The organism is Rhodococcus sp. SORGH_AS_0301, from assembly GCF_030818285.1.
Classification (GTDB): domain Bacteria; phylum Actinomycetota; class Actinomycetes; order Mycobacteriales; family Mycobacteriaceae; genus Rhodococcoides.
On sequence record NZ_JAUTAC010000002.1, the window covers coordinates 4,108,418 to 4,129,059 of the forward strand.

At 69.8% G+C, this 20,642-nt stretch carries 15 protein-coding genes and 1 pseudogene; 5 read left to right on the top strand and 11 right to left on the bottom strand.

All coding sequences use genetic code 11. From position 1 onward, the window contains the following. Positions 1 to 52 precede the first annotated feature (52 nt). From QE397_RS20075 to QE397_RS20095, 5 genes are all read right to left on the bottom strand, one after another. Positions 53 to 730, bottom strand: coding sequence for a hypothetical protein (locus QE397_RS20075; RefSeq protein WP_307096918.1), 678 nt, complete (start codon positions 728 to 730; stop codon positions 53 to 55). A gap of 60 nt (positions 731 to 790) precedes the next feature. Further along, on the bottom strand, positions 791 to 1,369 hold the full coding sequence (gene sigM, locus QE397_RS20080) for an RNA polymerase sigma factor SigM (RefSeq protein ID WP_307096920.1): 579 nt from the start codon (positions 1,367 to 1,369) through the stop codon (positions 791 to 793). 76 nt (positions 1,370 to 1,445) lie between these two features. Further along, positions 1,446 to 5,267 (bottom strand): murein biosynthesis integral membrane protein MurJ, encoded by a 3,822-nt coding sequence (gene murJ / locus QE397_RS20085; protein WP_373425305.1) that lies wholly within the window; start codon positions 5,265 to 5,267, stop codon positions 1,446 to 1,448. A 126-nt stretch (positions 5,268 to 5,393) separates the two neighbouring features. Beyond that, the gene (locus tag QE397_RS20090; RefSeq protein WP_307096924.1) at positions 5,394 to 7,808 is read right to left on the bottom strand and encodes a DUF6049 family protein; all 2,415 of its coding nucleotides are present in this window, start codon (positions 7,806 to 7,808) and stop codon (positions 5,394 to 5,396) included. After that, positions 7,805 to 8,467: an NUDIX hydrolase gene (locus tag QE397_RS20095; RefSeq protein ID WP_222637845.1), complete on the bottom strand. Its 663-nt coding sequence runs from the start codon at positions 8,465 to 8,467 to the stop codon at positions 7,805 to 7,807. Before QE397_RS20095 ends, QE397_RS20090 begins: the two co-directional genes overlap by 4 nt. A gap of 78 nt (positions 8,468 to 8,545) precedes the next feature. Between QE397_RS20095 and QE397_RS20100 the strand changes: the two genes are divergently transcribed. Further along, entirely contained in the window at positions 8,546 to 9,997 is a 1,452-nt protein-coding gene (locus tag QE397_RS20100; RefSeq protein WP_222629431.1) for a CCA tRNA nucleotidyltransferase, read from the top strand. Here the strand turns inward: QE397_RS20100 and QE397_RS20105 are convergent. Further along, a complete protein-coding gene (locus tag QE397_RS20105; protein WP_307096929.1) occupies positions 9,942 to 11,282 on the bottom strand; it encodes an MFS transporter in 1,341 nt (446 codons plus the stop codon). The two genes, QE397_RS20100 and QE397_RS20105, sit on opposite strands and share 56 nt — an antisense overlap. Positions 11,283 to 11,355: 73 nt before the next feature. On the opposite strand from QE397_RS20105, the gene QE397_RS20110 reads away from it, so the two are divergent. Then, on the top strand, positions 11,356 to 11,961 hold the full coding sequence (locus tag QE397_RS20110) for a YqgE/AlgH family protein (protein WP_027505973.1): 606 nt from the start codon (positions 11,356 to 11,358) through the stop codon (positions 11,959 to 11,961). A 14-nt stretch (positions 11,962 to 11,975) separates the two neighbouring features. Here QE397_RS20110 and QE397_RS20115 read toward each other — a convergent pair. After that, positions 11,976 to 13,352, bottom strand: a pseudogene (locus tag QE397_RS20115) (glutamate decarboxylase). A gap of 49 nt (positions 13,353 to 13,401) precedes the next feature. Continuing rightward, the gene (locus QE397_RS20120) at positions 13,402 to 14,031 is read right to left on the bottom strand and encodes a UdgX family uracil-DNA binding protein (RefSeq protein ID WP_027505975.1); all 630 of its coding nucleotides are present in this window, start codon (positions 14,029 to 14,031) and stop codon (positions 13,402 to 13,404) included. A gap of 73 nt (positions 14,032 to 14,104) precedes the next feature. Between QE397_RS20120 and QE397_RS20125 the strand changes: the two genes are divergently transcribed. Then, a complete protein-coding gene (locus QE397_RS20125) occupies positions 14,105 to 14,998 on the top strand; it encodes a glucose 1-dehydrogenase (protein WP_204869424.1) in 894 nt (297 codons plus the stop codon). Between the two features lie 82 nt (positions 14,999 to 15,080). Then, positions 15,081 to 15,482 (top strand): hypothetical protein, encoded by a 402-nt coding sequence (locus QE397_RS20130; RefSeq protein WP_027505977.1) that lies wholly within the window; start codon positions 15,081 to 15,083, stop codon positions 15,480 to 15,482. Here the strand turns inward: QE397_RS20130 and QE397_RS20135 are convergent. Both QE397_RS20135 and QE397_RS20140 read right to left on the bottom strand, forming a co-directional pair. Further along, positions 15,457 to 16,455 (bottom strand): bile acid:sodium symporter family protein, encoded by a 999-nt coding sequence (locus QE397_RS20135; protein WP_307096934.1) that lies wholly within the window; start codon positions 16,453 to 16,455, stop codon positions 15,457 to 15,459. The genes QE397_RS20130 and QE397_RS20135 overlap by 26 nt on opposite strands. A gap of 1 nt (position 16,456) precedes the next feature. Further along, positions 16,457 to 16,870: an SdpI family protein gene (locus tag QE397_RS20140; RefSeq protein WP_027505979.1), complete on the bottom strand. Its 414-nt coding sequence runs from the start codon at positions 16,868 to 16,870 to the stop codon at positions 16,457 to 16,459. A 66-nt stretch (positions 16,871 to 16,936) separates the two neighbouring features. Here QE397_RS20140 and leuS point away from each other — a divergent pair, with 66 nt between their 5' ends. Next, positions 16,937 to 19,792 (top strand): leucine--tRNA ligase, encoded by a 2,856-nt coding sequence (gene leuS, locus QE397_RS20145; protein WP_307096936.1) that lies wholly within the window; start codon positions 16,937 to 16,939, stop codon positions 19,790 to 19,792. A gap of 11 nt (positions 19,793 to 19,803) precedes the next feature. Here leuS and QE397_RS20150 read toward each other — a convergent pair whose 3' ends face one another. Beyond that, positions 19,804 to 20,598 (bottom strand): DNA/RNA non-specific endonuclease, encoded by a 795-nt coding sequence (locus QE397_RS20150; RefSeq protein WP_307096939.1) that lies wholly within the window; start codon positions 20,596 to 20,598, stop codon positions 19,804 to 19,806. Positions 20,599 to 20,642 lie beyond the last annotated feature (44 nt).

The window sequence follows — 20,642 nt, forward strand, 5'->3', positions numbered from 1 at the left end:
ACGTTGTTCCCTCACTCGAGGCAGGCGGCCCGAGGCGACGGCACCGGGCGTGTCAGCCGATCTCCGCGCGCGAGACCGTGTCCGGATCGTCCGGACCGCAGGAGTCGCCCACAGCGACCGCGACGAGCGAACCGGGCGTGGTCCCGGCCGTGACGAGAAGGGTCGCCTCGATGCCGTCCAGGGTGACCGGGCCGGATCCGACCACCGTGGCCGACGCCGGGATGCCGTTGGCCTCGAGGCAACCGGCCAGCACGGCGGCATCGACGAAGCGGCCTCGATCGACCGACCCGACGACGGACAACACCGTGCGGTCGTCGAGTGGCCGGGCCGAGGCGATCACCTGATCACCGCCCCCGACCGTCTCGATGGACGCGAGTGCCAGGCCGGCACCGGCCCCCACCAGCGCGACGATCGCCGCGGCCGCCGCGATGATCGGGATCCGGGTGCGTCGGACCGAGCGTCGTGCCGCCAACTCGTCCCGCGGTACTCCGGTGAGTGCGCCGTGCAGTCGCGCGGCGACGTCGGGCGGCATCGTGACACCGGCGGTGAGATCGGCGCCCCGTGCGCGCACCATGTCGACGACGGCGTCCAGGTCGGCCAGACGGGCCGCTGCCTCGGGATCGGTCTCGACGCGCTCGCGGATGCGGGCGGCCTCGTCCTCCGGGAGCAGGCCCGCGTGCAGGTCGGCGAGGAGGTCGGGAGTGAGGGGAGCGCGGTCGGTCACGGACACGTCACCGCCTCGTCTGTCGCCATGACAGATTGGACGCCCGCGGCGGGTCCCCGGTTCCCCTCACTCGTCCGAGTTCTGCACACGGACGGAGGCGAGGACGACGGCGAGCTTCTGACGGCCCCGGGCGCAACGGCTCTTGATCGTGCCGACGGGAACCCCGAGCGCCGCGGCGGCATCGGCGACGGAGTACCCCTCCATGTCGACGGCGACGATCGCGGCGCGCTGGTCGGAAGGGAGTGAGAACAGTGCCTTCTCGACGACGAGGGAGAGATCGACGTCGGCGTAGCGGTCGAAGGGATCACGTGGCTCGCGGGTCTCCTCCCCGAGCGGCACGGTGGGTCGGACGCGATTGCGGCGGATGCGGTCGAGGCACGCGTTGACGACGATCCGGTGCAGCCAACTGCGGACGGCGGCGTCCGCACGGAACGAGGCGGCGGTGCGGTGCGCGGACAGCAGCGCCTCCTGGAGGGAGTCCGCCGCGTCCTCCGCGGAGTAGCTGGCCCTCCGTGCCGTGAGCCAGAGATGGTCCTGGTGGCGCCGTACGAGCACGGCGAAAGCCGTCGCGTCCCCCGCGATGTGCGCCGCGAGCAGCTCGCCGTCCGTGGCCTCACCACCCGCGACTCCCCCGATTTGTCGCACCCGCGGAGGCTAGCCCAGAAACGAACCGTCCGAGCTGGTCACGAAATCTGTTGTGACAGCGCACGACACGCGGCGATCAGGATGCTGCGGAGACCCCGATGTCCGCGATGGTGCTCTGGTTGCCGCCACCGGCTGTGCTGAGATCCGTGATCCAGAACAGCACGTACCGGACGGGGCCGTCGGGTGTGACGGCGATGTCGGTGAGGCCGTTGCCGAGCGTCGCGGACCCGATCACCTGGGTCTCGTCCAGGCTGGGTGTCGCGCTGGTGGCCGACCGGATCTCGACGACCGTGCCGGGCGACGGCGAGTTCACGTAGACGCTGGCTGGAGTGGTCTCCTGGTCGAGCGTCGCCATGATGCCGACGCCGGACTTGAGGGACGGGAACGGGTTGAAGTACGAGTCCGTCTCCCACACCGTCCCCGCGTCGTTGTCGGCCACGTTGTCGACGGTGCCCGGGTTGTCCGGGGTGCCCTGCGGTGAGAATACGTCGACGGACGACAGAGCGACGGGCACGGTGGTCGGCGCGGGTGCCGCCTCTCCGGGCGCGGCCGGAGCCGACGCGGACGTCGTGAGCCCGAAGTTCTGCTCGGTGAGAGGTTCGTCGGAACCGCCGCCGGCGAACAGGTTGGCGAGCCACCAGCCGACGAGGCCGAGCACCACGACAGTGAGGACTCCGAGGCCCACCAACGCGGCGACCATGACGTTGGAGCGGTCCGCGGGCGGCTCGTCGTCGGGGTCGGCGAGTGCGTGACCGGTCGATCCGGGCGGCCGCTGACCCAGCCGCAGTGCGGGGATCATCTCGGTCTTCTCGTTGACCACCGCGGCCTGGCCGAGGATGTGCTGCACGGTGGCGGCGGTCCGGATGCCGCTGTTCTGCTCGAGGGCACGCACGGCGACGGCGGAGATCTCGAACGGTACGTCGGGGCGGATCTCGCGGGGCTCGACGGCCGCACCGGACGCCGTGCGATCGGCGATGCGCATCCCGCCGACGGTCGCGGGGCCCGACGGGTCGCCCAGGGGCCACCGCGCGGTGATCAGGGCGTAGAGCATCGCGCCCAGTCCGCGTACGTCGGAGCCGGGATCGGCATCACCGAAGGTGGCCGGGAACGCGAGAACGGCGTCACCCTTGATGCTGATGCGCACACGGTCCGGGTGGTCGATGGACAGTGCGCCGCCGCCGCGATGGGCGGCCTCGGCCGCAGCGGCCAGCGACTTGATGGCGTTGGCGGCGCCCAGGGGCGACGGTTCCGTGTCGGCCATCTCGCGCAGGGATCGTCCGCGAGTCCACTCCGCGACGACGATGCCGCCCGAGCTGCCGCGGACGACGTCGAGGACGCGGGCGAGGCCGGGCGAGTTGATCCGGCCCAGGCGCAGAGTCCGGGACAGCACGGCCTGCGGGCCGTCGGCGCGCTCGGGGGCGTCGCCGGTCGATCGTTGGTCGGCGTCGACGAACGTCAGGGCCACCTCGCGGTCGAGCTTGACGTCGTGGGCCTGCCAGAACTTGAGGCCGCGTGCGCCGCCGTGCGGTGCGAGAAGGCGGTAGCGCCCGCCGGCGACCGACGCGCCGGGGATGAGCTTCGGTCCGCGCAACGGTGTGCGGGGCGACTCGGCGACGGGGACGGCCGGGGGCAGCGTGGGCGATCCGACCGGCATGACGCCGGTGTCGACGAGTCCGGACTCGGTCTCGTCGGCCGTGCGCTCGGTCTCGGTGACGTCGCCCTGGCCGGACACGTCGGGGCTCGACTCGATCGGATCCGTGGTGGACGCGTCGTGCTGCCGGTCGGTGTCCTCGGACGACCCGGTGGCGGCATCGGAGTCGGCGACGCGACGGTCGTCGGTGGACACGCCACCGGGCTGAGCGGCGTCCTCGGCCTCGGACGGCGTACGCCCCCGTGCACCCTCGTCGTCGGTCACTGACACTCCTTCGTCACTACTGGTCGTGAACGCGCCGGTGTACGCGGGGATGATCGTCGTCTCCGACTCGTCTCCGGTGTACATCGGCGCGCGGGACCCGCCGTGTGCTCGCGGGTCCACTCGCCTGTCAGGGTACGGGAGCCGACCCGCGCCGGTGGCCCGACCGAACCCCTCGGTCGGCCGACCCACCGGGGGCATGTCGGGGCCGCCGATCGCGGGGATCAACTCGGTCTCCGCATACATCGGATCGGTCCCGACATGCGCTGTCGTCACAGGTCCGGACGTCACGGCCGGGGCGCGGCCGAGGCGACGCGCCACCGCGACGGTGATGGATTCGATTTCCGGGATCCGTGCCCGGTACAGGCACAGACCGGTGATCAGCAGCATGACTGCGCCGCCGAAAGCGACGCGGAGCAGCGCGCCCGGTCCGGTCAGACGGTCGAGCCCGAGGGCCGTGTCGGCCGCGAACACCGCGAGCATGCCGATCGCGGTGGAGATCAGCGTCGCCGCGACCGTGCGCCGGACTCCCGCGAGTCGTAGTTCGCCGAGGCTGCGACGCAGCAGCATCCATCCGATGATCGCCCCGGTGATGTAGCCGAGACCGTTGGCCGCGCCGAGCAACAGGACCACGGATCGATCCGACGTCGCCAGGAACGGCGTCAGGGCGGACAGCGCGATCTTGACGCCGGTGATGCCGAGAACGATCCACGTGGGCGTCCACGCCTGCTCGCGGGCGTAGAAGACCCGCAGGTGGATCAGGACGAGCGAGTAGGGAACGAGGGTGAAGGCCGACCAGCTGACGGCTTCACCGAGTCGCTCGGCGTCGGCTGCGCCGAAGTTGCCGTAGCCGTACAGAGCCTCGCCGACCTGCGGGCCGGCCACGGTGAGGAAGCCGATGACCGGGATGAGCGCGAGCATGGTCATCCGGGTGGCCACCGACAGGTCGTCGACGACGGCCGGGGTGTCCTTGGCGGCGGCGTTGCGGCTGAGCCGGGGCATGATCGCCGTCAGCACCGTCACGCCGAGCACGCCGTACGGCAGCTGCAGCAGGATCCAGGCCTGGTTGTAGATGAGCGGGCCGGCGGGGTCGACGTGCGAGGAGATGCGCGTCGCGAACACCATGCCGGCCTGACTGATGACGACGTAGAGCACGATCGCGACGGCCATGCCGCCGAACTGACGCAGCCTGTCGTCGAGCCCCCACAGCGGGCGCAGATCGATCTTGTTGCGCCGCAGCGCGGGCACCAGACTCAGGGCCTGGACCACGACGCCGAGCGTGATGCCGACGCCCAGCACCAGCAGCTTCGGGTCGCTGATGCGCACCGGATCGAGGGAGATCTCGCCCGGTACGAGTAGGTAGATCACCAGGACGGCGAGCACCACCAGGTTGTTGAGCACGGGTGCCCAGGCACCGGGCTTGAAGTTCTGCCGAGTGTTCAGGATCGCCGTGAACAGTGCGGAGAGGCCGTAGAACAGGATCGCGGGCAACAGCAGGAGAAGGAGTGCGGTGGTGAGGCCCGTGTTCACCTGGCCGTCCTCCGACAGGAAGACGTAGCGCGTGAGCAGTGGCGCCGCGGCCGTCGCCAGCACCGCCGCGAGGATCAGCATGGTCAGCGCAGCCGTGAAGAGCCTGCGCACGAAAGCACGGCCGTTGTCGGCGTCCTCGCTCTCCGCCCGCACCAGCACCGGCACGACGATGGCCGTCAGCACGGCACCGAGGACGAGCTCGGCGATCATGTTGGGGATGACACTCGCGACGGTGTACGACGTGGCGACGGTGGTGCCCAGCACCGTCACCAGCAGCAGTTGCTTGGCGAATCCGGTGATGCGGCTGATCAACGTCGCGAACGCGATCGCACCCGTCGCGGAGAGCAGGCGGGAGGAGCTGGAGCCGGACGCCGGCTGCGGTGACGCCGCGGCCGGGGGGATGCGGGTCGGGGCGGCAGGACGGACCGGGGGCGCGACGCTCGTGGGCACCATCATCGGATCCTGAGCCGCGTCGGAGCTGCGCTGCTGCGCCCCATCGGAGCTGCGCTCCCAGGGCGCGCGAGGCGCCCGCGGTACGGCGTCCCGTCGCCCGTGAGGAATGCTCCCCGTCATCGAGAATCCTTACTGTTCGTCGGCGGGATCCGGTTGGCCCCGGAACCGGTGCCACAACCGTCGGCCCGCGAGCAGCAGCAGGAGCGCACCGGCGCCTGCTGTGATGATCGCCAAAGCACGACCGTACGCATTGGACCGCACATTGACGGTCGCAGCCTGCCCGAGTCGCGTCCCGTCGGTGGTGCTCAGGGAGAACTCCACCACCATCTTGCGCGAATCGCTCACTCGAGCGGGGATCTGCAGAGAACGACTTCCCCGTGGGGGCAGCTGCTGCGGGCCGATGTTCTCGATCTGCATCGCGTCGGGCGCGTCGACCGCCAGGTCGACGGTGATGCCGATGGGCAGATCGTTCCGCGCGACCAACAGCAGCGGGCTGGCCTCCGAGGCGAGGGTGAAGACACCGCCGGGCGCGAGGATCGTCACGGATCCGTACAGCCGGTCCAGGCCGGCGGTGACGTCGGCGGCACGGCGGCGCGCGGCCTGATCCGACTCCCCGCGCTGCCCGCCTCGACGGTCCGACGTGGTCATCGCCCGCAGGAGATCCTCCCGGAGAGGAGCGACGTACAGCGCGGGCGAGATCGCGGCACGCGAATCGTCGATCAGCGCGGCCGCCAGCGCACCGATGCGGGCGTTCTGGGCAGCCACGACATCGCGGACGTCGGCCGGTGCGCCGTCCTCCACGGCCGCGTCCGGGTAGTCCGACTCGGCCGCCTCCAGCGGAGGCGGGACCGCCAGCAGGTCGGACAGGGAGCGCGGCGTCGCGAGTCCGCTACGGAACAGGCCCGCGATGGTGCCGAGCACCGCGGAGGCCTCGTCGCGGTCGGGAGTCCAGGTCTGTGGCGGCGCGACGGTGAGTGATCGTGGGCCGTCCGTGGCAGCGACCGTGTCCGGGGCTCCGGCGTTCAGCGCGTCGAAGTGCAACGCGCCGAGCGCGTCCTGCAATCGGGCCGTGCGCGAGTCCTCGGCGACGTCGTACACCTGCTCACGCGGTGTCACGGACGGGGTCGTCGGGTGCTCGCCCACCGCGGACAGCGCGGTGGAGACCTCGGTGTCGTAGAGCGCGGCACGCAGCGGAGGGGTGCCCGCATCGGTCGCGAGGGTCACCGTGTCGGGCGTACTGACGGTCTGCACGGCGTCCTGTGCGAGCAGTGCGACCGTCCGGCCCGACGCCGCGACCATGCCCGCCCCCGCATCGTCGAGAGCACCCGCGTCCGGCCACAGGACGTCGCGGCGGGACGTGACTCCGAGGATCGAGTCGGCGACGTCCGCCGGAGTCGTGATCGCGGCAGAGGTCAGAACCGGGTCGGCCACGGCGGCGACGGCCGCGAGGTCGGTCTGGGCGAACGGCACCGCGGTGACACACATCGAGGACGCGAGGGTGCGGACGCGATCGAGCCACGACGCGGCGGCGACGGCGCCGCTGCCCTCGGAGGCAGGGCCGGTGGGATCGGCCGGGTCGTCGACCACGAGGTAACCCCGCGTCATGCTCGAGACGGTGACCAGCAGGTCGGGATCGACGGCGAGACACGTCGAGGACGCGAGTGCGCCCTCGGTGTCGACGGTCGGTCCGGTCGCGAACTCCAGTGCCGACACCAGTCCTTCGAGTCGACCGCCGGCGGAGAGCGAGGCGGCGAGGTCGTCGTCGTTCAGTCGCACCTCCTCGTCGACGGTGCCGGGCAGGCCCGCCGCCAGGTGTGGGCGGTCGGCCAGCGGCCAGAGCAGCGTCGTGGCGACGGGGCGTCCCGTGTCCGGTGGAAGCGGAACGGCATCGGGAGCGGCCGGATCGAGCACCGTGGTGTCCCGCGGCAGACCCGCGACGGGAAGTAGGAACGCGGCGTCGTCCAGCCGTGCCTCCTGCCCGTACTCGGGGTTGCCGTTGACGTTCACCATCATCGGATAGACACCCGGCCGATCCAGACCAAGTGACGGTCCGGTGGTCGAGCGCAGCGGCAGGGTCAGCTCGAACGGCAGCGTGTCGCCGCGTTGCAGCGCGGTGTCCGATCCGTCGCCGGTGAGCGACTCGAAGGGCCCGACCGTGTCGAAGCGGTCCTGATCCTCGGTGAGCGAGGTCCGGAGTTCGTCGGCCGTGCGTACCGCGGGTGCTCGCTGCAGCCGGACCGAGATGTCGCTGACCGCGCGGTCCCCGACGTTGGTCACCGTTCCCGTGACGGTGACGACCGGCGCACTGCTGGTGGAGACGGTGGTCGGCGTGACCTCGTCGACGGAGATCGACAGGAACGTGCCGTCGATCGAGGTGTCCGGTGGCGCCAGCGTGGCCGAGGGCGACGGTGTGCTCCGCGTCGTGGTGGGGTCGCTGGGCGGGGTGGAGGGTTGCGCTCCCGCGGGGACGGTCAGCCAGGCGAGCACGGCGAGGATCGCCATGACCACGGCGAGGCGCCGGGCCGTCGGTGCGGACCGGGTCATTCGGCGGCGGGAAGGTCGGAGACCGGTCGGGGGGAGGCGGGAAGGTCGGAGACCGGTCGGGATGGTGCGGGAAGGTCGGAGACCGGTCGGGGATTCTGCGTGTCGGCGGACTTCTCGCGCGCCATCGAGTCGATCATCTCGCCGGCTCGCTCGGCGAGTTTGCGCTCGTCGGCGTACGCGAGCCGGGAGTGCAGCTCGCTGAGCGGCACCCAGGCCACCTCGGTGACCTCGACGTCCTCGTCCGACAGTTCGCCGCCGAGGGATCGCAGCAGGTAGTGGTGGACGGTCTTGTGGACGCGTCGTCCCTCGGTCACGAACCAGTAGTCGATGCTTCCCAGGGGCGCGAGGACGGACCCGGTGATGCCGGTCTCCTCCTCCACTTCCCGCTCGGCGGTCTGCTCGGGCGTCTCGCCCTGCTCGATGTGACCCTTGGGCAGCGACCACAGCAGGCGGCCGCGTCGGTCGGTGCGACCGATGAGGGCGGCGCACAGTCCGTCGCGGGGTCCGTCGAGTCCGTCGACGACCAGGCCGCCGGCCGAGGTCTCCCGAACGGTGCGCAGTGTGGGTTTGTCGGCCCCTCGTGTTCCGGGGTCGGCGGCGGCACGAGGACGCCGTCGCACACCGCGACGTGTTCTCTTGGCTCGCTCGGCACCGGACACCCGATCGATACTAGTTCCGTCCGCCCTGCTCCCGGTGGGACGCACCGCGAAGTGCGCGCCTCGGTAGGGTGTGACGTCGTGCCTCCCCCGCCTGCCACCGATCCGGACCGCCGCGCACGGCTCCTCGCGTCGGGTGCCGTGGCCCTGCGCGCGCACGACGACATCCTCGGTCCACTGGGGTCGCTGTTCGCTGCGGCGGGCCACGAGTTGTACCTCGTCGGCGGGAGCGTCCGGGACGCTCTCCTGGGCCGCTTGAGCAGTGACCTCGACTTCACGACGAACGCTCTGCCCGAGCACGTGCAGGCGCTGCTGGCGGGCTGGGCCGACCATCAGTGGGACACCGGCATCGACTTCGGCACCGTCAGTGCGGTCAAGCACGGTCGGCAGATCGAGATCACGACGTTCCGGAGCGACAAGTACGACCGGGTGTCCCGGAATCCGATCGTGCAGTACGGCTCGACGCTCGAGGACGACCTGGTCCGGCGCGATTTCACACTCAACGCCATGGCGGTGCGGATCGGGCCGGACGGGGCCGGCGAGTTCGTCGATCCCCTGGGTGGCCTGGACGCGCTGCTCGAGGGAGTCCTGGACACGCCGACCACCCCGGAGGCGTCCTTCGACGACGATCCGCTCCGGATGCTGCGCGCTGCGCGGTTCGTCGCCCAGCTCGGCTTCACGATGCTGCCGCGGGTCCGCGCGGCGATCGAGAACATGGCGGAGCAGATCGACCGGATCACGGTCGAACGCGTCACCGCCGAGCTGGACAAGCTGATTCTCGGCGAGTTCGCCGTCGACGGCATCGACGCCCTGTGCGAGACGGGGATCGCGGCCCGCATCCTCCCGGAGGTGCCGGCGATGACGCTCGAGATCGACGAGCATCACCAGCACAAGGACGTCTATCAGCACTCCCTCACGGTTCTGCAGCAGGCGATCGACCTCGAGGACGGCGATCCGGACCTGGTGCTCCGATGGGCGGCGCTGCTCCACGACATCGGCAAGCCCGACACCAAACGCAACGAGCCCGGCGGCGGGGTGAGCTTCCACCACCACGAGGTGGTGGGCGCCAAGATGGTGCGTCGCCGCCTGCGCGCACTGAAGTTCCCGAAGAAGCTGACCGATGACATCGCGCAGCTCGTCTTCCTTCATCTGCGTTTCCACGGCTACGGCAAGGGTCAGTGGACCGATTCGGCCGTGCGTCGTTACGTCACCGACGCCGGCGATCTGCTGCCCCGGCTGCACAAGCTGGTCCGCGCCGACTGCACCACCCGCAACAAGCGCCGTGCAGCGTCCCTGCAGGCGACGTACGACGATCTCGAGCGGCGTATCGCGGCACTCGCCGAGCAGGAGGACCTGGCCAGGGTGCGTCCGGATCTGGACGGCAACGCCATCATGGAACTGCTCGGCATTCCGGCCGGCCCGCAGGTGGGAGAGGCGTGGAAGTTCCTGAAGGAGCTTCGTCTCGACCGCGGGCCGCTCAGTCGTGAGGATGCGGAGAAGGAGCTCCTGGCGTGGTGGGCCGCGAGGTCCTGACGCCGATCCGGAGCGCGATCGCCGCTGCCGCCGCGTAGGCGACGACGCCGGCGATCACGCAGACGATGGCTGCGGACGTGTCGACCGCGGTCGACCCCGGACCGATCACGAGGGCCGCGCCCGCCACGGCGCCGACGAACGCCACGTTGAACACGGTGTCCTGTACTCCGAAGACGCGTCCGCGGGTGTCGTCGTCGATGTCCGTCTGCATGGCCGCGTCGGCGGTCAGCTTGACCGTCTGACCTGCGAACCCCAGGAGAAAGGCCGCGAGGATCAGCAGGTCCGGCACCAGCCCGACGACGAGGGTGGCCTGGGTGAGCGTGGCCAGGACCAGCGCACCGACCACTGTGCGCGTGCGACCGAGGCGCGGCAGGAGAACGGGCGTGCCGAGTGCGGCGAGGAACATGCCCGCCGCGGCGGCGCCCACCGTCAACCCGAAGCCCGCCACACCGCCGGGCAGGACGGACGAGCGCGCGCCCTCGCGCAGCACCAGCACCATCACGAGGGTGTCGATGCCGAAGGCAACCCGGTGGGCACCCACTCCCACCAGCGCGGCGGCGACGGACGGGGTACGGCGCACCGCGACGAAGCCGGACACCCAGTCGGCGAAAACGCGGCGGGTCGGGGCGGACACCGAGGCGGCGCCGGGACCCAGCCGTCCGGAAGCGAAGCCGCGCGCGAGGAGAGTCGCCGCGACGGCACCGACGGCGGACACGGCCGTCGCGAGGGCCGTGGCCCGATCCGACGGCCCGACGAGTCCGAGCACCAGGACAGCCACCGACGCGCCGACGGCGGAGACGACTGCGCCGACGGTGACCAGGGCGGCGTTGGTCGCGACGAGCGATCGCACCGGAACGACGTGCGGTAGCGACGCGGACAGGCCCGCCAGGACGAACCGGCTCACTCCGACGACGGCGAGGGCCGTGATCAGGACGGCCGTCGTCGAGGCGCCCGCGACGAGTTGCCCGGTGGCGCAGAGGATGAGGAGCGACTTCACGATGCCTGCGCGGGCGAGCACGGTCGCTCGATCGACGCGGTCGAGGATCCGCGCGGCGAACGGGCCGATCAGCGAGTACGGCAACAAGAGCACCGCGAAGCCGGCGGCGATCGCAGCGGGATCGCCACCGCGCTGTGGGTCGAAGAGAATCGCGCCTCCGAGGGCGGCCTGGAACATGCCGTCGCCGAACTGAGAGGCGACACGCAGCGCGACCAGACGAGGTGCTCCGGGCTCGTGTCGGACGGATCGCAGCGCGTCGACGGCGCCGGTCCGCTCCGTTCGGGTCACGCGGGTGACACTAACCGCCGCCTCGGCGCGTCATCTCTCGCACTGTCGAGGCTGCCGGTGCCATGATGAGGAGGTGGCACACGCAGAAGAACCGGAGGACCGGACCGCGTCGGCCGATCAGGTGGTGCGGCCGGGATCGCTGCTGGTCTCGTCCACGGAACTCGTCGAACCGACGTTCCGTCGCACCGTGGTCTACATCATCGAGCACAACGACGCCGGCAGCCTGGGCGTCGTCATCAATCGGCCGAGCGAGACCGCTGTGCACAACGTGCTCCCGCAGTGGTCGGATCTCGCGGCGTCCCCGAAAGCGCTCTACGTGGGCGGACCCGTCAAACGCGACTCCGCACTGTGTCTGGCCACGCTGCGGTCCGGCGTGGACGTCGACGACGTGCGGGGCATCCGTCGAGTGGACGGCCGTGTCGTGATGGTCGACCTGGACTCCGACCCGGCTGCGATCGCCCCGCTGGTGGAGGGCATGCGCATCTTCGCCGGCTACTCGGGATGGACGCTCGGACAGCTCGAGGGAGAACTCGAGCGGGACGACTGGATGGTGGTGTCCGCGCTGCCGTCCGACGTCGTGGGCCCGCCGCGCGTCGATCTGTGGGCGCAGGTGTTGCGCCGTCAGCCGCTGCCGCTGGCGATGCTGGCGACCCACCCGATCGACGTCGACCGGAACTGAGACCGAAGTTCTCGTCAGTGGGCGAAGTGCCGAGCGTGCGAGTGCCCGTCGCCGTCGGTGGAGAGCGACGCCAGGACGGCGTCGATCGCTTCGCACAGCATCCTACCCAGGTCTGCCGAGAAGCCCTCTCGCACAACGATTCTCAGGACCGAGACCGACTCGGCACGGGCCGGCATGGTGTACGCGGGAACCTGCCACCCGCGGGCGCGGAGTTCGTGAGAGACGTCGAAGACGGTGAAGCCGCAGTTCTCCCGCAGCGCGAATGCCACCACCGGGATGTCGGACCCGTCGGAGATGACGTCGACGTCGCCGTGCTCGCGCAGGTGGTCGGCGACGCGGGTCGCGGTCGAGCGCAGCGAGGTCATGACATCCGTGTAGCCGGCGCGGCCGAGGCGGAGGAAGTTGTAGTACTGACCGATCACCTGATTGCCCGGGCGTGAGAAGTTCAGGGTGAACGTCGGCATGTCACCGCCGAGGTAGTTGACGCGGAACACGAGGTCCTCGGGGAGGTCCTCCTTCTCGCGCCACACGACGAATCCCAGGCCGGGGTAGGTCAGTCCGTACTTGTGACCACTGGCGTTGACGGACTTCACGCGCGGCAACCGGAAGTCCCACACCAGATCCGGGTTCAGGAACGGGACCACGAAACCGCCGCTGGCACCGTCCACGTGGATGGGGACGTCCGGCCCGCCGGCCGCGGCGATCTCGTCGAGCACGGCCGAGATCTCCTCGACCGGTTCGAGTTCGCCGGTGAACGTGGTCCCGAGAATCGCGAGCACGCCGATGGTGTTCTCGTCGACGGCGTCGCGCACCTGGTCGGCCGTGACGACGTAGCGGCCCGGCTCCATGTCGAGGTACTTCGGCTAGACGTCGAAGTAGCGACAGAACTTCTCCCAGACCACCTGGACGTTCGTCCCCAACACGAGGTTGGGCCGACCGGTGTCCGCACCGGCCGCGGTCCGACGTGCGCGCCACCGCCATTTCAGTGCCAGACCGGCGAGCATGACGGCCTCGGACGAACCGATCGTCGAGACGCCCGTCGCGCTGGACGGATCGGTCGGGTCGAGCCCGGGCGCGTTCCAGAGATCCGCCACCATGTTGACGCACCGCTCCTCGATCGCCGCGGTGGCCGGGTACTCGTCCTTGTCGATCATGTTCTTGTCGAACGTCTCGGCCATCAGCTTCTCGGCCTCGGGCTCCATCCACGTGGTGACGAACGTGGCGAGGTTGAGACGGGAACTGCCGTCGAGCATCAGCTCGTCGTGGATGAAGCGGTACGTGACGTCGGGATCCATGCGGTCGTCCGGCAGTCGCAGCGCCGGAACGGGATCGTTGGCCAAGCGCCCGGTGTAGGCAGGAGAGATCGTTCCGTCTCGCGGGATTCTCGTCACGACGCCACGCTACTGCGGTGACGGAGGCGGTGCCTGTGAACTTCCGGTGTCATTCCAGGAGTGATGCGGCCACTCGCAGATCGGCGACGAGTGCGTCGAACGCGGCATCGCGTTCGTCGTCCGGCGCTCGGAGGACGGCCGACGGGTGCGCGGTGGCAACAGCTCTCGCCTCGCCCACCTCGAGGACGCGCCCCCGGTCGACACCGATCCGGAACGAGGTCCCCAGCATCGCCTGCGCCGCCGTCGCGCCGAGGAGGACCACGACGGACGGGTCGACGGCGCGGATCTCCGCCTCGAGCCACGGGTGACACGCGACGACCTCCGAGCGCAGCGGCTTCTTGTGGATGCGCCGCGGGCCGCGGTCGGCACGCGTGAATTTGAAGTGCTTGACCGCGTTGGTGACGTAGGTCAGCTCCCGGTCGATGTCCGCCTGCGCCAGAGCACGATTCAGGAGCGCACCCGCCGGGCCGACGAAGGGCTGTGCCCGTCGATCCTCCTGATCCCCCGGTTGCTCGCCGATGAGCATCATGCGAGCGGACGGGGTGCCGGCTCCGAACACCGTGTTCTCCGCGGGCTCCCACAGGTCGCATCCCCGGCAACTGCGGGCGGCGTCGGCGAGAACGCGGAGATCGTCGGACTCGGGCACGAAGGTGCCTGCGCCGGGAAACTTCGGGGCCATGTCTTCGGTGGTACCCGCCACGGACCCGGTGACACCTGTTTGGCACCCCCCACGGCCGGGGCATGCCAGGGCGATGACCGACCAGTACACGTTCACCGATCCCGTCACCCAGTACCGACAGGACGGGTACCCCGAGCAGCACCAGGATCCGCCGGGCCTCGCCGCGGAACTCGAGCCCAAGGCCGACCACGGTGAGGGCAGCTACCGCGGCACCGGCCGGCTGACCGGGCGCAAGGCACTGGTCACCGGTGCGGACAGCGGCATCGGCCGCGCCGTCGCCATCGCGCTGGCCCGCGAGGGCGCCGACGTCGTTCTCAACTACCTGCCGTCGGAGGAGAAGGACGCGCAGGAGGTGGCCGACCTGGTGCGCACCGCCGGGAGGACCGCGGTACTCGCTCCCGCCGACCTCACGGACGAGTCCGCGGCTCGCGGCATCGTGCGCACCACCGTCGAGAAGTTCGGTGGCATAGACCTTCTCGTGAACGTCGCCGGCAAGCAGCAGTACGTCGAGAAGCTCGAGGACCTTAGCCCGGAGCAGTTCGACGCAACGTTCAAGACCAACGTGTACGCGCTGTTCTGGATCATCCAGGAAGCGGTTCCGCACATGCCGGCAGGCTCGACCATCGTCAACACGAGCTCGATCCAGGCCTACACGCCGTCACCGGGGCTCGTGGACTACGCGACGACCAAGATGGCGATCAACACGATGAGCAAGGCGCTGGCGCAGCAACTCGCTCCTCGTGGGATCCGCGTCAACGTCGTTGCTCCCGGCCCGTTCTGGACGCCCTTGCAGGCGTCCGGTGGACAGCCCACGTCGGCGCTGCCCGAGTTCGGCCAGGAGACGCCGCTCGGTCGTGCGGGTCAGCCCGCCGAGTTGGCCGGTGCCTACGTGTACCTCTCGTCGGCCGAGTCCGGGTACGTCACCGGCGACACGTTGAACGTCAACGGCGGCATGCCGACGCCGTAGTCGCCCGATCGTGGACTTCCGGCCCCGCATTCCGGGGTCGGGAGTCCACGATCACCGGAGCTCTCAGGCCTACCCTGGTGACATGACCGACTTCTCGTCCGACCAGGCCGCGTCGTTGCCCGATGCGGAGGTACTCGATCTCGTCGTTGCACTCACGAGTGCTCGCCCGGCGCTGCGGGCGGTGTACGACGCCGCGCTGGGCCTGACCCCGGAAGCGTCCGTCGATCCCGACATCGTGCCGCGCACGCCGTCGGTGACCGACATCCCCCAGGTTCCGACGGACCCGGGGTTCACCGACGCCGGAGTGCCCACCTTCGACGCGGTGCGCGAACGCATCGACGGGCGTTCGGGGCGCGCGGTGGGTTCCACCGAGCTGGACGCCGAGAGCGCGGTCGGACGCACCGAGGCGGAGAAGTTCGCCGAGCGGGAGCGTGCCGGCAAGGCGCGCCTCGACGAGATCAGGAAGTCGATGCAGCGTCCCTGATCGCCTCGCGCTCGTAGCGGCCCGCCAGGACGGCGCACACCACGAGTTGGATCTGGTGGAAGATCAGCAGGGGAAGCACGATCACTCCCACGGGTTGCCCGACGAAGAGCACGGAGGCGATCGCGATGCCGCTGGCCAGGCTCTTCTTCGAGCCACAGAACACCACGACGATGCGGTCGTCACGCGTCATGCGGAGCGCGCGCGCGATCCCGGCAGTCGCGGCGAGGACGATAACGAGCAGGGCGCTGCACAGGAGTACCACCGCCACGATCTGCCACGGCGTGGTGGCAGCCCAGACTCCGTCGACGCGCGACGCGCTGAACGCGGCGTAGACGATCAGGAGGATCGATCCGCGGTCGACGAGCAGCGTGGTGGACCGATGCCGCTCCACCCGTCCTGCGAGCCATCGCCTCGCGCACTGTCCGGCCACGAACGGCAGCAGGAGTTGGAGCATGATGTCGACGATCGATCCGGCATCGATGCTCGCACCGCCCGTCGTGCTCATCAGCAGGACCACCAGCAGCGGCGTCGCGAACACTCCGATGATGTTGGACAGCGACGCGCTGACGACGGCGCCGGCGACGTTGCCGCGGGCGATCGAGGTGAAGGCGATCGACGACTGGATCGTGGACGGAACGAGGCAGAGGTAGAGCATCCCGGTGTAGAGGTCGTCGGTCAGCAGCCCCGGCGCGAGCACCCGTACTCCGAGCCCGAGGACCGGGAACAGCAGGTACGTGCAGGCCAGAACGACCCCGTGCAGTCGCCAGTGCCGGACTCCGTCCATGGCGTCACGCGGAGACAGTCTGATTCCGTACAGGAAGAACAGCAGGGCGATGCCGATCGTGGTGACCCACGACAGGACGTCCGCTGCGGTGCCGGAGACCGGGAACACGGTGGCCGCGATGGCAGCAGCGAAGATCGCGAGGACGAAGCCGTCGAGCGCTCTGATGGTGCCTGTCAGGGAGAACGCCACGTCAGGACGGCTGGCACGCGTCCTTGAGGCTGCACGAGATGCAGCTGTGGCCGCATCCACCGGTCTCCTCGACCGGCACTGCGGCCGCGGCGCGGGTGCCCATGGCACCGCCGTACGCAGCGGTGACGAGCGCGGCGACGGTGGTCAGCACGGCGGCGACCACGCCGAAGATGCCGCCCGGCGCGAGGGTCGCCACTGCGCCGACCAGCAGGAAGACCGCGGCGGCGGCCGTCGTCGGGCCGGCGACTCGGTTGGCGACGGTGAACGTCTCGTCCGAGCGCATGCTCGCTTCCGTTCGGACTCCGGCGACGGAGTTGCGCTTCAAGCGGCCGGTCAGACCGAGGAACGCCACCGCGCCCAGCGCCACGGCGCCGACGAGGAGTACGAGCAGAAGGATCACGGACACGACAATCACGAGCACCACTTTACGGCGTCGTGGCCGGGCGTCCGCGTGCGGATCGTCACGCTTTACGCTGGTCGGGTGAGTGAACACGGCGACATCTCCCCCGACACGACCCCCGGCCACCGCTACACGGCGGATCTGGCGGGTTCCCTCGAGTCGCGCTGGCAGGAGCGGTGGGCCGCCGAGGGGACGTTCGACGCACCCAATCCGGTGGGCGAGCTCAGCACCGGCGATCCGGTTCCGACCGACAAGTTGTTCGTGCAGGACATGTTCCCGTACCCGTCCGGCAGCGGTCTGCACGTCGGCCACCCGCTCGGTTACATCGCGACGGACGTCTTCGCCCGCTACCACCGCATGCAGGGCCGCAACGTGCTGCACACGCTGGGTTACGACGCCTTCGGCCTGCCCGCCGAGCAGTACGCGGTGCAGACGGGCACGCACCCGCGCACCACCACCGAGGCGAACATCGCCAACATGCGCCGGCAGCTGGGGCGGCTGGGACTCGGTCACGACACCCGTCGCTCGCTCGCCACGACGGACGTCGACTTCTATCACTGGACGCAGTGGATCTTCTTGCAGATCTTCGATTCCTGGTACGACACCGAGGCCGGTAAGGCACGACGGATCGTCGAGCTCGAGGAGGAGTTCACCTCCGGTGCTCGGACTCTGGACGACGGGCGTGCGTGGGCCGATCTCTCGGTCTCCGAGCGTCGCGACGTCATCGACGGTCATCGTCTGGTCTACCAGTCCAACTCGCTGGTCAACTGGTGCCCCGGTCTGGGCACCGTGCTGGCCAACGAGGAGGTCACCGCCGACGGTCGCAGCGACCGCGGCAATTTCCCGGTGTTCCGGAAGAACCTGCGCCAGTGGATGATGCGGATCACCGCATACTCCGACCGGTTGATCGACGACCTGGATCTGCTCGATTGGCCGGACAAGGTCAAGACGATGCAGCGCAACTGGATCGGGCGCTCCCGCGGCGCCGAGGTGACGTTCGTCGCCGGTCTGCCGCACGGGTCCGGCACCGCCGACATCGACGTGTTCACCACCCGCCCCGACACGCTCTTCGGCGCCACCTACGTGGTGCTGGCACCCGAACACCCGCTGGTGGACGACATCACGGCGGCGGCATGGCCGACGGACACCGACGAGCGCTGGACGCACGGTGAGGGAACTCCCGTGCTCGCGGTCGGTGCGTACCGTCGTGCGATCGCAGCCAAGTCGGACCTCGAGCGCCAGGAGAACAAGGAGAAGACCGGTGTGTTCACCGGCGCCTTCGCCGTCAACCCCGTCAACGGCGCGTCGGTGCCGGTCTTCATCGCCGACTACGTCCTGACCGGCTACGGCACCGGTGCCATCATGGCCGTCCCGGGTCACGACCAGCGTGACTGGGAGTTCGCCACGAAGTTCGGACTGCCTGTGGTGCAGGTCATCTCGGGTGGCGCTGTCGACGAGTCCGCGTGGACCGGCGACGGCGAGCTGATCAACTCCGATTTCCTGGACGGCCTCACCGTCGACGCGGCCAAGGCGCGTGTCATCGAGCACCTCGAGTCCGAGGGCCGCGGCAGGGGCACCATCCAGTACAAGCTGCGCGACTGGCTGTTCGCCCGTCAGCGGTACTGGGGCGAGCCCTTCCCGGTGGTGTACGACGCGGAGGGCAAGGCGCATCCGTTGCCGGATTCTGCTCTGCCGGTGGAACTTCCGGAGGTGAAGGACTACGCACCCGTGTCGTTCGACCCGGACGACGCGAACAGTGAGCCGTCTCCCCCGTTGGCGAAGGCGACCGACTGGGTGAACGTCGAGCTCGACCTGGGCGACGGGCTGCAGACGTACACGCGCGACACCAATGTCATGCCGCAGTGGGCCGGTAGCTCGTGGTACCAGCTGCGCTACATCGATCCGACCAACTCCGAGCAGATGTGCGCTCCGGAGAACGAGGCGTACTGGATGGGACCGCGCCCCGACGTTCACGGCGAGAACGACCCCGGCGGCCTCGACCTCTACGTCGGCGGCGTGGAACACGCTGTGCTGCACCTGCTGTACGCGCGGTTCTGGCACAAGGTGCTGTTCGACCTGGGGCACGTCAGCTCGAAGGAGCCGTACCGCCGCCTGTACAACCAGGGGTACATCCAGGCGTACGCGTTCACCGACGCGCGCGGCGTCTACGTCGCAGCCGACGAGGTGGAGGAGCGCGACGGCGGGTACTTCCACGACGGGCAGCCCGTCACTCGTGAGTACGGGAAGATGGGCAAGTCCCTGAAGAACTCCGTCTCCCCCGACGAGATCTTCACCGAGTACGGCGCGGACACCCTGCGCATGTACGAGATGTCGATGGGTCCGTTGGACACGTCCCGGCCGTGGGCGACCAAGGACGTCGTCGGCGCGCACCGTTTCCTGCAGCGCGTCTGGCGTCTGGTGGTCGACGAGGAGACCGGCGCCGTCCGGACCACCGACGCGACGCCGAGCGACGCCACGCTGAAGGCTCTCAACCGGACCGTCGAGGGTGTCGACGCGGATTACGCTGCGCTGCGCGACAACACGGCCGGCGCGAAGCTCATCGAGTACACCAACCACCTCACGAAGGAGTACCCGCAGGGCGCACCTCGGGACGCCGTCGAGCCGTTGGTGCTGATGCTGGCTCCTCTCGCACCGCACATCGCCGAGGAACTGTGGAACACGTTGGGACACAGCGAGTCACTGGCTCACGGTCCATTCCCCACGGTCGACGAGAAGTGGCTCGTGGACGACACGGTGGACTACCCGATCCAGGTCAACGGCAAGGTACGCAGTCGCATCACGGTGGCGGCCGACGCGTCCCGCGAGGACGTGCAGGCGGTGGCCCTGGCCGACGAGAAGATCGTCGCGCTTCTCGACGGCAAGGATCCGAAGAAGGTCATCGTCGTGCCGGGCAGAATGGTGAACATCGTTCTGTAGCTCGACCGACCTCACCACACCAGGTCGTCGGCTCCCTCGATCTCACGCCAGTCGACGGGCCGGACGCCGGGAACCAGGGCGAGGCGATCGGCCGCCGTCAGCTCGGCCATCGCCAGGCTGGTCGCAGCGGCGATGTCGGTGATCGGCACCTGATACGTGCGGTACGCCCCGAGCGGAGGGATGTCGCTCGCCAGGACGCCGCGTTCGAGAATGGGTGCCAGCGACTCCGACTGGTCGAGCACGTAGCCGGTCGCGGCGAGCACGTCGTTCTGCCACCAGGCCGCGATCTTGAAGAAGCGCCGCGGGATCGCGACACCGCGGTAGACGGGATCGTCCTCGGCGAACACGCAGCCGCTGAAGACGGAGATCGTCTGCCCGTACGTCCGCGCGTGCTCGAGCACGTAGTCCTCGAGGCCGAGCCAGAGAGTCTTGGACTGGTTCAGCGTGGCCGTCTGCGGTCCGCACACCGTGTAGTGGAACGTGTCCTCGTTGGCCTGCTCGGCGACGTCACGCGAACCCCACACCGGGTCGCGTCGTCGTACGAGGTGCCCACGGTCGATGTCGTTGTTCGCGTACAGCTCCGGGCCCGCCTGCGCGGTCGCCGGCAGGCGCGGATCGAGGCGCCAGTCGTCTCCGCGGTCCACCTCCTGCAACGCGCCGCCGTCGATGTTCACCGCGGTCACGGCGGCGAGGCGCCGTTCGGTGTCCATCGACACGGAGAAGTGCGTGTAGGTCAGGACGGTCAGGTCCGGCCGGGCGGGGACCGGCAGCGGGGTGGTGGACAGGAAGGTCTCGTCGTATCCCATGCCGTCATTCAGCCACGCTGGGGTGACACGGGGGTGAACACCCA